At 39.0% G+C, this 13,178-nt stretch carries 16 protein-coding genes; 8 read left to right on the forward strand and 8 right to left on the reverse strand.

What is annotated here, in order from left to right; translation table 11 throughout:
- Positions 1 to 105 precede the first annotated feature (105 nt).
- The 3 genes from HMPREF1210_RS09820 to HMPREF1210_RS09830 form a co-directional block, all read right to left on the reverse strand.
- Positions 106 to 936, reverse strand: a complete 831-nt coding sequence (locus HMPREF1210_RS09820) for a squalene/phytoene synthase family protein (protein WP_016428513.1) — start codon at positions 934 to 936, stop codon at positions 106 to 108.
- A gap of 244 nt (positions 937 to 1,180) precedes the next feature.
- Positions 1,181 to 1,723: a flavodoxin family protein gene (locus HMPREF1210_RS09825; RefSeq protein WP_016428514.1), complete on the reverse strand. Its 543-nt coding sequence runs from the start codon at positions 1,721 to 1,723 to the stop codon at positions 1,181 to 1,183.
- Between the two features lie 396 nt (positions 1,724 to 2,119).
- The gene (locus tag HMPREF1210_RS09830) at positions 2,120 to 2,389 is read right to left on the reverse strand and encodes a hypothetical protein (RefSeq protein ID WP_016428515.1); all 270 of its coding nucleotides are present in this window, start codon (positions 2,387 to 2,389) and stop codon (positions 2,120 to 2,122) included.
- Between the two features lie 134 nt (positions 2,390 to 2,523).
- Here HMPREF1210_RS09830 and HMPREF1210_RS09835 point away from each other — a divergent pair, with 134 nt between their 5' ends.
- From HMPREF1210_RS09835 to HMPREF1210_RS09850, 4 genes are all read left to right on the forward strand, one after another.
- The gene (locus tag HMPREF1210_RS09835; RefSeq protein WP_016428516.1) at positions 2,524 to 2,871 is read left to right on the forward strand and encodes an ASCH domain-containing protein; all 348 of its coding nucleotides are present in this window, start codon (positions 2,524 to 2,526) and stop codon (positions 2,869 to 2,871) included.
- A gap of 3 nt (positions 2,872 to 2,874) precedes the next feature.
- Positions 2,875 to 3,315: a DUF2269 family protein gene (locus tag HMPREF1210_RS09840; protein WP_036659520.1), complete on the forward strand. Its 441-nt coding sequence runs from the start codon at positions 2,875 to 2,877 to the stop codon at positions 3,313 to 3,315.
- Between the two features lie 144 nt (positions 3,316 to 3,459).
- Entirely contained in the window at positions 3,460 to 3,720 is a 261-nt protein-coding gene (locus HMPREF1210_RS09845; protein ID WP_016428518.1) for a hypothetical protein, read from the forward strand.
- A 242-nt stretch (positions 3,721 to 3,962) separates the two neighbouring features.
- Entirely contained in the window at positions 3,963 to 5,342 is a 1,380-nt protein-coding gene (locus tag HMPREF1210_RS09850) for a Glu/Leu/Phe/Val dehydrogenase (protein ID WP_016428519.1), read from the forward strand.
- A 51-nt stretch (positions 5,343 to 5,393) separates the two neighbouring features.
- Here the strand turns inward: HMPREF1210_RS09850 and HMPREF1210_RS09855 are convergent, their stop codons facing one another.
- Both HMPREF1210_RS09855 and HMPREF1210_RS09860 read right to left on the reverse strand, forming a co-directional pair.
- A complete protein-coding gene (locus tag HMPREF1210_RS09855) occupies positions 5,394 to 5,660 on the reverse strand; it encodes a hypothetical protein (protein WP_016428520.1) in 267 nt (88 codons plus the stop codon).
- 50 nt (positions 5,661 to 5,710) lie between these two features.
- Entirely contained in the window at positions 5,711 to 6,121 is a 411-nt protein-coding gene (locus HMPREF1210_RS09860) for a hypothetical protein (RefSeq protein WP_016428521.1), read from the reverse strand.
- A 580-nt stretch (positions 6,122 to 6,701) separates the two neighbouring features.
- Here HMPREF1210_RS09860 and HMPREF1210_RS09865 point away from each other — a divergent pair.
- From HMPREF1210_RS09865 to HMPREF1210_RS09875, 3 genes are all read left to right on the forward strand, one after another.
- Positions 6,702 to 7,754: a fatty acid desaturase gene (locus tag HMPREF1210_RS09865; protein ID WP_016428522.1), complete on the forward strand. Its 1,053-nt coding sequence runs from the start codon at positions 6,702 to 6,704 to the stop codon at positions 7,752 to 7,754.
- Positions 7,755 to 7,843: 89 nt separating this feature from the next.
- Positions 7,844 to 8,980, forward strand: a complete 1,137-nt coding sequence (locus HMPREF1210_RS09870; protein ID WP_016428523.1) for a sensor histidine kinase — start codon at positions 7,844 to 7,846, stop codon at positions 8,978 to 8,980.
- Positions 8,977 to 9,579: a response regulator transcription factor gene (locus HMPREF1210_RS09875; RefSeq protein WP_016428524.1), complete on the forward strand. Its 603-nt coding sequence runs from the start codon at positions 8,977 to 8,979 to the stop codon at positions 9,577 to 9,579. Before HMPREF1210_RS09870 ends, HMPREF1210_RS09875 begins: the two co-directional genes overlap by 4 nt.
- A 47-nt stretch (positions 9,580 to 9,626) precedes the next feature.
- On the opposite strand, the gene HMPREF1210_RS09880 is transcribed toward HMPREF1210_RS09875, so the two are convergent.
- Complete coding sequence (locus tag HMPREF1210_RS09880; RefSeq protein ID WP_016428525.1) at positions 9,627 to 10,196, reverse strand: MEDS domain-containing protein; 570 nt, start codon at positions 10,194 to 10,196, stop codon at positions 9,627 to 9,629.
- Between the two features lie 121 nt (positions 10,197 to 10,317).
- The gene (locus tag HMPREF1210_RS09885) at positions 10,318 to 11,028 is read right to left on the reverse strand and encodes a hypothetical protein (RefSeq protein ID WP_016428526.1); all 711 of its coding nucleotides are present in this window, start codon (positions 11,026 to 11,028) and stop codon (positions 10,318 to 10,320) included.
- Between the two features lie 156 nt (positions 11,029 to 11,184).
- On the opposite strand from HMPREF1210_RS09885, the gene HMPREF1210_RS09890 reads away from it, so the two are divergent.
- On the forward strand, positions 11,185 to 11,472 hold the full coding sequence (locus HMPREF1210_RS09890; RefSeq protein WP_016428527.1) for a hypothetical protein: 288 nt from the start codon (positions 11,185 to 11,187) through the stop codon (positions 11,470 to 11,472).
- 140 nt (positions 11,473 to 11,612) lie between these two features.
- On the opposite strand, the gene fumC is transcribed toward HMPREF1210_RS09890, so the two are convergent.
- A complete protein-coding gene (gene fumC / locus HMPREF1210_RS09895; protein ID WP_016428528.1) occupies positions 11,613 to 12,995 on the reverse strand; it encodes a class II fumarate hydratase in 1,383 nt (460 codons plus the stop codon).
- Positions 12,996 to 13,178: the final 183 nt, after the last annotated feature.

Below are 13,178 nucleotides of genomic sequence, written 5' to 3' on the forward strand. Positions count from 1 at the left end.
ACTCAGCTCGGTAAATCAGCACAAGCGAGATAACTAAACAAAGTGCCAGATTCCAATAGGTACAAGGGACATTAAAATCTTCCCACCATTGGTTTCTGGCACTTCTTACTTGATGTAATGTTGGCTTTCCAGTTCAGTAACAATCGATTCGACTTCTTTTCGAGAAATTTTTTCTCGGCCGATTTTCATCGCTTTTAACGTACTGTTCGCCAAAGCCAGCGGCACTTTACAAAACATCGTAATGCCACGATTGTTAATATCTTTCACATAATCGCTTCCCATTGCCAAGTTTTGCTTTGCATATAAAAATAAATCCTCACGCTCCCACCCATCAGGTAAGAAACGTACTCCACGTTCCCAGTCTTCATCTTGATTACGCAGAATGTTTACAGCTTGCAACCCTCGTCCAAAAGCAATTGCTTTTTCCCGGTCGGTTTCTGTATTATCATGCCATTTCCACAAATCGGACAGCATGCATCCCACAAGTCCTGCTACATAATACGTGTAATCATCAAGATCTTCTTTGGTTTTGATACGCCAGTCCTTGTCCACCCATTTAGCCATACCTTCCGCCATAACAGCAGTCGACTCTTTTACCTTTTCCACCACATCTGGCGGACACAATAAAATCCAGTCACCGAGGCGTTGCGTCACAATAGGAAGCAAGTTTTGATAAGGACGTATAAGTGCTCGGTATTTTTCAGGGTCAAATGTTGTTTTCATAATTTCGCTGATCGACGTTAGTAATTGACGTTTGGTTTCGGCCTTCATGGATGGATGATCTTCGATTTCATCAATCGCTCGCATACATAAATACGCAGACGCCACCGTTTTTCTTAACGTAGGTTCCAAAAAGTTAATGGGAATGAAAAATGTACGACTTGTTTGTTTTAACACATCCATCGCTTCCCGTTGCAGTAAGACTGCCTCACTCATACTCGATTCCTCCCGTTCCGATCCTTATGTATTTCTATGTTATGACCATTTCAAAAGGTTTTAATCCTCTTATCATACAATAAAAATTAGGTTTCGTACGCAACGAAGATAGAAAATTCAAGAAACTAGTAATAAAGACCGATGGCCAACCTAAAAAGTGCCATATATCTTTTGGCTTAATAGGACATTTAAAATCCCAGTAATCCATTGATACACAGCACTCTCTCTTTGTATACATTCCGTATTATTTTTTTAATTTCCGATTGAGCTCTGTGGCCGCGGAGATTGCACGAAAATCTTCTGAAATATCACCGGGACGACTTGCTTTTCCGAGAACATACCCTTCGAAAGACATTCCCATAAACTGAAATATATAATTGAATTGTTGAATTAGAGGAAGGCCTTTTACATGAGGGGTGTCGCCACCTACAGCAATGACATAAGCTTTTTTCGCTCCTAACTGGTCTTTGAATCCAGGGAACTTCTCATCCCGCATAGTATGAGACCATCTATCAATAAAGTTTTTCATGGTCCCAGTCATACTGTACCAATAAATCGGTGTCGCAAATATGAAGGTCTCATGTTTCATCATCCGCTCCACTAACCCGTTGTAATCATCATTCACATCCGAAAAGCCACTTTCAGAATGGCGGCGGTCGTCAATTGGTTCAATTTTATAATCACGCAAATAAATTTGTTCAACTTCAAGTCCGTCGATTGCAAACTTGGTTAAATACTCTGTATTTCCATTCTGTCGGGTACTACCGTATATCACAACAATGCTCATAACGGTCTATTCTCCTTTATGTTGATTAAATTATGAAGGCAATTAATAGTGTATGCCACAATCCTTGTAAAAATAACGAAACAAGCTCTGTTAACTGTTACTGTTGATTTTTCACAAAAGCTATATTAAATCTTGCTGGTTATATTTGCAAAACAGCTGCGCTTTCCGCTGGAGTCTCCGCTGTTTTGACATAGCCTTTACAAAAAGAAGGAATCTGCCTCATTCCGACGAAGCAGCTCAGCGTTGCAAAGCTCTTTCAAGTTTCGAAGCTAGCGCAGCGATGCCGAAACAGAAACAGATAAGTTCTTCTTTATCCACTTGTGGATAACCCTTCATTATCCCAATCTATACACAAAGTGTGGACAGCTACCCTTTTAACCGTGCATAACTTTTCCCTCACTCGCCTTTTTTACGTTTTTCATAGGAAACTGAATAGGCATCTTTGCGGAATGGCAGGATTTCATCCCCAGAACATTCGATGCCTGTGGGTAAAACGGTCGAATCAAAAATTAAGGAATCATAGCCTTCTTTCGCTTTTGAATGGACGCACAATACTCCTGCATCAATTCTAGACCGCTCAACACTCACTAAACTATGAATGTCTACTTCAGGCAATTGATTCACCGTGCGTATGGCCAACACTGTTTCATATGTGTTTTCAATCATATCGAAACCTCCTTATTTACTGTAACTCGTAGTCCAAACTCCGTTTAACGTGTACACTGAGAAAAGGGTTACTTACTGGACAAGATACCCCATAAAGAATTTAAACTAAATTATGAAAAAAGGCGGAATCTAAAATGACAAATCCTGAGCAAACGAATTTACCACCTAAAACATGTTCAATCGAACGTCTAATTACGATGGAATCTGATATTGAAAAAGTACTGCAAGGTGTAAAAACTGCAACACGTCGTAACGGTCGTTATGCCGATATTGGTGAGATTATGGAATTAAACGGACAGTCATTCATCATCAACAATGTGTACATCCAAGCACTTGGTGACTTAAACGAAGAACACGCGCGTCAAGAAGGTTTTCAATCGGTCGAAGACTACAAACAATCGATTTTGTCATACCACCCTGGCATGCCTTGGTTGCCTACAATGACTGTATGGGTTCATGAATTTTCCCCGGTAAAAGCTTAAGCTATGAATGATTTTTCCATCTACATCGTCTTCATCCATGTTTTAAGTGCAGTTTTGTCAGTAGGTCCCTTGTTTGTGTTGTTTGTTGTTCTGCGGAAAATGCAAGAAAGTGATCGCCAGCTTGATCAATCACACATCTCCATTTTCCGTTCAGTTGTTCGACTCATAAAGCATGCCGGGCATGTCCTCGTCGGCTCAGGAGTTTTACTCATTATCATTGGACCTTGGCCATGGTATACGTCATGGATTGTAATGACAATTGCACTTATGGTGGTTTCCATTTTCTTTCTTGCCCGTGCATTTTCAAGCATTCTCAAGAAATTTGATGACGTTGAAGCTGATCGTTTTTCTTTAATTTCCAAACTTCGGAAAGCAACATGGATTTATATTATATTATTGGTACTTATGCTTGCTTTAATGGTTATAAAGCCAACATTGTGGTGAATTGAAACGATGCAGGATGAACTTTCATCCTGCATCGTTTTTTTGTTCTTTGATATGCTTCCTTTTTAATGAATAATTTGGGCAATTATTGCCATAGTAAGACGGATGGATATATTTATTGGTTAAATATAAGGAGGATTTTCTATGGAAGACCATACACAAATGAGCTGGAAAGAAGATACAATCATTGGGCAATTACACAATTCCGTAGACAATGCTACGATGGCGGTCGGACAAGCTTTAACGAACCCCTCTGAGCAATTTATCCACCAAGCCCACGAAATGATTGAGCGTGCTGATCGAGCGGTCGAAAATGCACTGAAAAACCAAGGGCAAACAGATCCGGTTAGTTTACTTCAGGATCAGTTAAGCGCACAAAAAGAAAAATTGAATCGACTTCACTAGGCGAAAGAGAAATTCTTTATTTTTATCTATTTATGAATGCTGTCAGAGTGTCTTTGCGGTTAGCGTAAATATAAGATAAACAACAAACCAAATTTTCAATTTAAGTATGCCCGCAAATTGGATGCTCATGCTTTAATCAATTAAAGAGACCCATCAGTTCGCTGATGGGTCTTCACCGTTTTATACAAACTTCATAAGGGTATCAATAGAAGTAGACGAATAAATTCGGAGGTGCTTCACAAATGGAAGAACAAACAAGAACGATTGTTCAGCAATCATTGAATGCATTATTGGAAAATGAATCATTTCTGCCTGAATTAAAAGGAGACATGCGCAAAACGGCGTTCACTTCTCTCAGCGCAATCCTTTCAACACCGAACCAGATACATAAATCATTTTTACGTATTCCCCTGGAAGCAGGGGAAGTAATCCGCATTCCTTCCTATCGTGTCCATCATAATGATGCACTGGGACCATATAAGGGTGGGATTCGTTTTCATGAGTCCGTCAATGAAGAGGAAGTCGTGAATCTAGCGTTTTTAATGACATTAAAAAACTCCCTACATAATGTTCCTTTTGGAGGAGGAAAAGGCGGAATCATTATTGATCCCAAAGCATTTTCTGAACAGGAATTGCAACGCATTTGCATTAAGTATGTACGCTATTTCAATAACGTCTTAGGTCCAGACAAAGACATTCCGGCACCGGATGTAGGCTCAGGCGAACGTGAAATGGACTGGATGATGGCTGAATACAAAAAAATCAATCCTGGTCAACCTTACCTCGGCAGTTTCACAGGGAAAAGTGTAATCAACGGAGGGTCTTTAGGTCGACGTGAAGCAACCGGTAAAGGCGTCTACTTCACTTTCCGTTACTTACTGAACGACTACGTAAAAACAAACCAAGAAACATTAACTACATCTTCAAATCCCTTTGCCAAGACAGCAGTGGAGTATGTGGATCGACCTTTAAGGGTAGCTGTTCAAGGATTCGGAAACGTAGGATCGGTATCCGCATTGGAAGCCTTCGGATGTGAGCATATCCAGAACCAAGTCGTTGCGGTAAGCGATCGGAATGTAACTCTATTCAATGCAGATGGGCTGGATATACCTGCACTCGTGAACTTTTCCGCAAACAATCACGGGGATTTACCAACAACTCCAGAACAGTTGAAAGAAATAAATGTAAGTGCTGAAATTCAATCACGCGAAGATATTTTAACCATGAACGTTGATGTGTTGTTCCTGGCAGCTTTGGAAAATCAGTTGACAGATCAAAATATGACAGAAATTAAAGCCCGTATTATTGTCGAAGGCGCAAACGCTCCCACCACTAAAGAAGCAGATGATTATTTAAGCGCAAAAGGAGTCGTTATCATTCCTGACATTTTAGCAAATGCAGGTGGTGTAATTGTTTCTTACCTGGAATGGCTTCAAGGTCGCGAAACCCAGTTCTATACAGAAGAGCAAGTCCACTCACAGTTACTCGAAAAAATGAAGAACACGTTGGATATTATTCTTCCGCAATATTTTGGCGATCCCTTCCCTCTTCGTCAAAATTGTTATATTCACTCGGTAACGCGATTATCGACTGTCTTATACAAACAAGGGAAACTATATTAAAAACCAAAAAGTCGCGGGTAGAGTCTTCTACCATGCGACTTTTTGATTTAATTAAATAATAGTAACTTTTTCTTTTTGAAGCTCTAATAGCACCGGATCTTCTGTTTTCGTAAAATCCAATTTCAGCTTTTCTAATTCAAGGCGCATTTTTTCCGTTTCCGCGATAAAATTTTCACCCTTCAACTTTTCAAGTTCCAACTCATCTTTTAGCATTTTAGCTCTCAACTTCTGATTTCCTCGCAGATGTCCCAAAATAATAGCTGTGAGCGGAATTGAAAATACCATGACGACTGCAATCAATCCTATTAAATTCTCCATGAAATCACCTCAATTTTATAAGTAGTGTATTTCTAATATAGTCATTTGCTTTATGTGTTATACGAGCTTAAGGTAGACTTGGTTTCAATTGGAATAGAAATTCCACTTTCAGCTTCTGCATCTTCAGGACACTCAAATTGCTTCAGGTAAGCAACCTTACCGTTCTTCATAATGATATACGAATAAATCATCGCTTCTTTTATAACCAACCCATCATCACTTTTCCAAATACCTCGATGTTTTAAAACCAATTTTTCTTCTTTTACATAACTATTCAAGGTTTTTAATGTCATTCCCGTTCGTATAATCCTTTTCACCAAAGATTGCAACCCAAAATTCGACTCTTTATCATCCACAACTTCAACGTGTTCATCAGTTAACTTTAGCAATCCATCAATATTACGTTCATTCCAATATTGCTGCCATTTCGCAGCAACAATAAGTGTGAGCTGATTTTTCATAAAGATAAATCTCCCATTTGTATGATTTGCGACAAAGATATTTTAACATTAGCGAAAAGTAGTTTTCACATCTTTTGAATTACATTGATTATAGATTTCGACAAAAATTTCAGGAAACCTGCTTCTTATGTCACATAACAACCACCGTTTTCAATTATTTTTCTAGAGTTTAAACCATTAAATTGACACTCCACCTAACGAGAATATCAAAAAACGCCAGGCACATTGAGCTCACGGAAGTGTAATTCCAAAATGCTCTCTATGTTTCCTGACGCTTTTAGATCATTCCCGTTTGCACAAAATACTTTCGCTGCTTTTATGAAGAGTGCTAGGCAGCCTAAAATAAGTATCTTTAAAGGCTAGATTTTCATACAAGAGTTATAATTTAATCCATTTTTTCTTCTAGTCTGAGAAAAATAGTAAGTAATAAAAACAACTCTTCTAATCATCCTGACCTATATGATAGATGTCATGCCTTCCACTTGACGTTTATGTCTTTTATTATCTGCTCCTAATCCCTATTCTTAAGGTAACAAGTTTTTAACGAAAAATTAAAATACATTTTTTCCAGGAGGACGCTATGAGTAAGGAAAAAACAATGCAGTTGCGTAAGCAAGTGGCGCCATTTGAAAAATCTAATACGTCAGCGAGTATCATGCAAATTATTAATACGATTCCCCCGTTTTTCATTTTATGGTACTTAGCATATTTGAGCTTAGATGTTTCAATTTTTTTAACAATCGCTTTGGCAGTGGTTGCATCAGGCTTTATCGTTCGAATCTTTATCATTTTTCATGACTGTACACATGGTTCATTCTTCAAGAGCAAGAAAGCCAATTCTATCTTGGGAACCATTACAGGTATTTTGACATTGTTTGCTTATGAAAAATGGAAACGCGATCACTCGATTCACCATGCAACAAGCAGTAACTTGGATAAACGCGGAACTGGCGATGTTTGGGTTATGACGGTTGATGAATATATCGAAGCAACACCTGGTCGTCGTTTTGCTTATCGTCTATATCGCAATCCACTAGTAATGTTCGGTTTAGGACCGTTATTCTTATACTTGGTATCAAATCGTTTCAATCGTAAAGATGCACGTAAGAAAGAGCGCAACAACACATACTTCATCAACGTTGCAATCGTTGCCTTGTATGCTTTTATGATTTGGTTGGTAGGCATCCAAGCGTTCGCAATTATTCAAGGAACGATCTTGATTGTTGCCGGTTCTTTTGGAATCTGGTTGTTCTACGTACAGCATCAATTTGAAGATTCTTATTTCGAAGATGAAGATCAATGGGATTATGTAAAAGCAGCAGTTGATGGCAGTTCGTTCTACAAATTACCTAAAGTGCTTCAATGGTTAACAGGAAACATCGGTTACCACCATGTGCATCATTTAAGCCCACGAGTACCTAACTATTTGTTGGAGCAAGCACATGAATCGACACCACCTCTTCATAAAGCAACGACCATTACATTGAAAACAAGTTTACAATCGATTCACTTCCGCCTATATGACGAAACGAAAAAAACGTTTGTGAGCTTCAATGAAATTAAACATTTACTGAACGACACGAAAACTTCCATGCAAATGCAAACAAAACGTTCAAGCATTCAAGAGAAATAGTAAGATGAAAAACCATTCCGCATAGGGAATGGTTTTTCTGTCTGTTATAATTAACTCAAGACAAAAGCACCTAATTTATGGAGGCACTTATGCAAAGTTGGTATCAGATTTTCCCTAAAAACCCTTATGTCAGTATTTACATATGGATTATTTTTTGTATTTTGCCGTTATTTTATATATTCAAATCGTATTCTCCATCAGAAAGTTTCCTTGGATTGCTGTTAGTTTTAGGGTTCTTTTTAACATATCGCCGATCGTTCATGTCAAAAGGATGGCGTATGTATGTTTGGATTGCTTTTCAAATTGCCATCAGCATAACGTTGATTATATTATTTGGTTATCTTTATTTTTCATTGTTCCTGGCATTTTTTATAGGTAACATTCGCAACAAAGCTGGATTCATCACGATGTACGTCGTTCATCTTGTAACCACGATGGTGTCTGTCAGCATTGGGTTCTTCACACAGTATGACCTACTTGTATCTCAATTTCCGTTCATTCTAATCGGCATCATCGGTGTGATTTTATTGCCTTTCAATTCGTACAATCGCAATAAACAGGAAAAGCTCGAAGGCCAGCTGGAGGATGCCAACAAACGCATTTCGCAATTGCTTGTCATGCAGGAACGCCAACGAATTGCACGTGATTTACACGATACATTGGGTCAAAAGCTTTCTTTAATTGGACTGAAAAGCGATTTAGCCAGTAAAGTAATCGAAAAAGACCCCGTTCGGGCTAAAAACGAGCTTCATGATATCAATCACACTGCTCGTATAGCGTTAAAAGAAGTACGAGAACTAGTTTCAAATATGCGATCAGGCAAGCTAGTGGATGAACTTTTACGTGTCCAGCAAATCTTGAAAGCTGCAGAAATCGACTTCCGAGTAAAAGGGAATTCAGTGCTAAAAGATACTCCATTACTCGTTGAAAATGTTTTAAGTATGTGTTTAAAAGAAGCGGTAACCAATGTTGTCAAACACAGTCAGGCCACGTTTTGTCACGTGTTAATTAAACAATCACAGACTGAATTGTTTCTTCAAGTACAAGATAATGGCATTGGGTTTGAAGGAGATAAACAATTTACAGATGGCAATGGCTTGCGTGGAATGAAAGAACGTCTAGAATTCGTCAACGGAATCATTGAAATATTAAGCATCGAAGGAACGACCCTTAATATCCGGATCCCACACGTCATCTTACAATCAGTTGAGGAGGAAAATTCATGATTCGTATTGTCATTGCTGAAGATCAACGCATGTTACTAGGAGCTCTTGGTTCATTACTCGATTTGGAGGATGATATGGAGGTTGTCGGTAAAGCACATAATGGGGAAGAAGTATTGTCTTTAGTCAACCAATTGAACCCCGATGTATGCATTATGGATATTGAAATGCCTTCGAAAACTGGTTTGGACGCTGCTGAAGAACTGAAAGATCACGATTGTAAAGTAATCATTCTTACGACATTTGCCCGATCAGGTTATTTTGAAAGAGCTCGAAAAGCAAATGTCATGGGATATCTCTTGAAAGACAGCCCGAGTGAAGATCTAGCCAACTCTATTCGCAGTATCATGGAAGGACGACGCGTATACGCACCGGAGCTCATCGACCTTGCGTATAGTGGCGACGAAAACCCTTTAACTGATCGGGAACATCAAGTACTCGAATTGATAGCTGACGGTAAAAACACAAAAGAGATTGCGAGTCAGCTATACATTACAACCGGTACGGTCAGAAACTATATTTCCGTAATCTTAGACAAACTGGACGTAACCAATCGAATTGAGGCCATTTCACGTTTTAAAGAAAAAGGCTGGTTTAAGTAAAAACTCTACAAAATAAAACACGCTTAGTTGCATTTCCTAAGCGTGTTTTATTTCTTATTAGATTCCTGGTATTGTTCTGAGATGATGAAATCATCTTCCATTAGAACATAAGGATGGGTTTCCATCAAAATCTTTTTAATATAGTCTGGCATTCTCTTTCCTTCGTACGCACAAATTAATGGAAACGACAGCTGATTTACAGCTTCGTCTACTATTTTCTCAAAATCTTCTATGAGATGCAGGGGCTCTTCCATAGTTGCCCACTCCACATGCGCCCACGAACGGAAGGAGATATTATTGTCCACGTAGGGCTGTACTGTTTTATTAAAGTAATCCGTGATTGCAGGAGGATGATAACTGCCACTAGAAAAATAAAAATCGAAGCTGTTTACAAAGTGAATGAACTCCATTTGTTCTTTCGTTAACTGTCTGCTCAGCTCTTTGTGAATAATAGGGTAAAGACGGGCATTTTCAATAATAATTATGTAATCTCCTGCCGCAATACCATCTAGTATAAAATTCAAAATCTGTTTATGGTAATTATCCATGCCATTGTATGAATACAGTACATGCACATTCCTTTGGTCCTCAAACAACTGATTCATTTTACTTTTCATGTAATCATTCCTTCTCTTCTGTATCTCCTTAATTATACTAGAATTATGTAAATGAGGTATATCAAGAATTTCCAGTTACATTCACGAGGACCATTCGTCTAGGTACGTTAGATTGATTTATTCAATGTACATTGTTTCTGTCTTTATCTCCTGCAATCTTCAGGTACTGAACGTGCCATTCTTCAGTCACCGTGCTTATACTTATACCAATAAACCCTTCGTTTAAAAGTCGTTGCTGCGTGGCGGTGTCTGACATCGGAATCAGCCTCTCTTCAGAAGACTTAACATCGTTTTTCTCATCTTTGAACGTTTTCATAAACACATATCGAAGTTTGCCACCATATTTTTGGTTCAAGGCCACAATGTGAAGACCCAGTACAAATTTATCCTTTAGGCTAGGAATGTTAAATGGCGCAACTGTTGAACAAACATAATCGTATCGAGAACGATCGATGGTGCCCATTACAATTTTCCCCATTTGAAGCTGAAGACCTTTTCCACGATAGTCTGGGTGAACGATGGATAGTTCCAAATAAATGACTCGACTTAACGCCCCCAATGATAGCCCCGCATCTAACCCTAAGTGGTCTCCATCAATGAATGGCATCAGCAACGCGCGGAATGCAACCAGTTTTTGTCCTTCAAACAACCCAACTATTAACCCGTTACCATTCAAAATAAATTCAAATTCAGATCGAGATAATGGTTGTAGCGTATCTGAAGAAGCCATATGTTTTTTTGCAAGTAGCTGCAGCTCCAACATGTTTGGCAAGTCATGATGCTCCAAGACTTTAGGTGAGAATACCATTGAATCTATTATGATTGGTTCCATTAGTTGATCACCGCTTTCTTTTGAGTTGAACTACTTTAAAATTTATGTCTGAATTAGCTATATTCATTGTTTACGTGCTTGCCCCAATACCGCATGGTACGATGTAGACACAATTAATAAGATTAGTATTATCTAACTTAAAGGAGATTTGAAGTGATGGACCAAAAAACTATGACCGACTACATCATCCAAAAATATCAAGAAGACGAACATGTGATGATTCAACTATTTGTGCAATGGTGTCAAAACTATGAGATTGACCCTTTATCTTTATATCAAAAAGCATACCCTACCCAAGGTGCCAATGAAACTTTGAAATCAATCATCGAAAACAACGAACCAATAGATTTGGACATTGATTCAGGCACACTTATTGAGATTCTTCAAATGTTCGGGAACGATGATCTCGCATTTATGGTGTCTGAAGAGGCTAATAAGCTTTAAAAGTGAAAGTGATGCAAGAAATCACCAAATATTTTACCATTCTAACTAACCTCCCTCTTTTTCCAACTGAAGAAGTGTATCCTTCAATTGGAAAAACGAAAAACCCCGTTCATCCAGAGATGTACGGGATTCTATCTTACTTATCGAATCATTTTCGAAGGGTCTACAATTCGATCGAACTCTTCTTCCGTCAGTAGTCCACTTTGAAGCGCGGCTTCTTTCAGCGTACTGCCAGATTCATGTGCCTGCTTGGCAATTTTCGCTGCGTTTTCATAGCCAATATGCGGATTAAGAGCAGTGACCAACATCAACGAATTGCTCACATGATGGGAAAGCTGTTCCACATTTGGCTGAATGCCAACTACGCAATGGTCATGGAAGCTTCTCACACTGTCACTAAGCAATCTCACGGATTGCATAAAGTTATAGAAAATGACGGGTTTAAAAACATTCAACTCAAAGTTACCTTGGCTTGCTGCGAAACCAATTGTCGCATCATTACCCATTACTTGTGTAGTAACCATCGTTAGCGCTTCACTTTGTGTCGGGTTCACTTTACCAGGCATAATCGAACTTCCCGGTTCGTTAGCAGGAATGGTAATTTCACCGATTCCGCTACGAGGTCCACTTGCTAACCAGCGAACGTCATTCGCAATCTTCATTAGATCTGCAGCCAGTGCCTTAAGTGCGCCATGCGCATACACAAGTTGATCATGACTGGTCAAGGCGTGGAACTTATTCGCTGACGACACAAAATTCAAACCAGTCTCCCCGCTCACTTCAGTCGCCACACGTCCACCGAATTCCGCATGTGCATTGATGCCAGTTCCGACGGCTGTCCCTCCTATGGCAAGCTCGCCCACATGAACAATGCTTTCACGAATCATCTCTTCGCTTTTAACGACCATGTGTTTCCACCCACTGATTTCCTGACCTAAGGTTAATGGTGTGGCATCTTGCAAATGCGTTCTGCCGATTTTAATAATATCTTTAAATTCATTTTCTTGTTTTTCGAAGGTTTGTTTTAAACGAGCTAGTTCTGGTAATAACATGGTCTGCAGTACTTCCACTGCCGCAATATGCATAGCTGTCGGGAAGGTGTCATTCGAGCTTTGCGATTTGTTCACATCATCATTTGGATGGAGTATTTCTTCACTCCCGGTTTCTTTCAACAACTGATTCCCTCGATGGGCAATCACTTCATTCACATTCATATTCGATTGTGTACCGCTCCCAGTCTGCCAAACGACTAATGGAAAATGTTCATCCCACTTTCCTTCCCGTATCTCTGAAGCTGCACGAGAAATCGCCTGCATCTTCCCTTCACTCAAGGTGCCTAAATCAAAATTCACTTTTGCAGCTGCTTTCTTCAATACGGCAAATGCATGAATTAATTCAATGGGCATCAATTCGGTGCCAATCGCAAAATTCTCTTTGCTGCGTTGCGTCTGTGCACCCCACATTTTATCAACGGGTACTTGAATTTCCCCAATGGAATCATGCTCTATTCGAAATTTGGTCATGTTGAATACTCCTCCTTTGAGTAAGTTTAAAGAAAAAGGATTTAAAAATTCAAATATTTCAACTTAAAGCATTCGCATATTCTCTACAATACATACGCTTTTCTTAACATGAATAATAGTTTGTCACACGAAATGAACTAATATTATTAAGTTCAGTAGATGATGTGTTTTGGAACAGTACTA

This window comes from Paenisporosarcina sp. HGH0030, assembly GCF_000411295.1.
Classification (GTDB): Bacteria; Bacillota; Bacilli; order Bacillales_A; family Planococcaceae; genus Paenisporosarcina.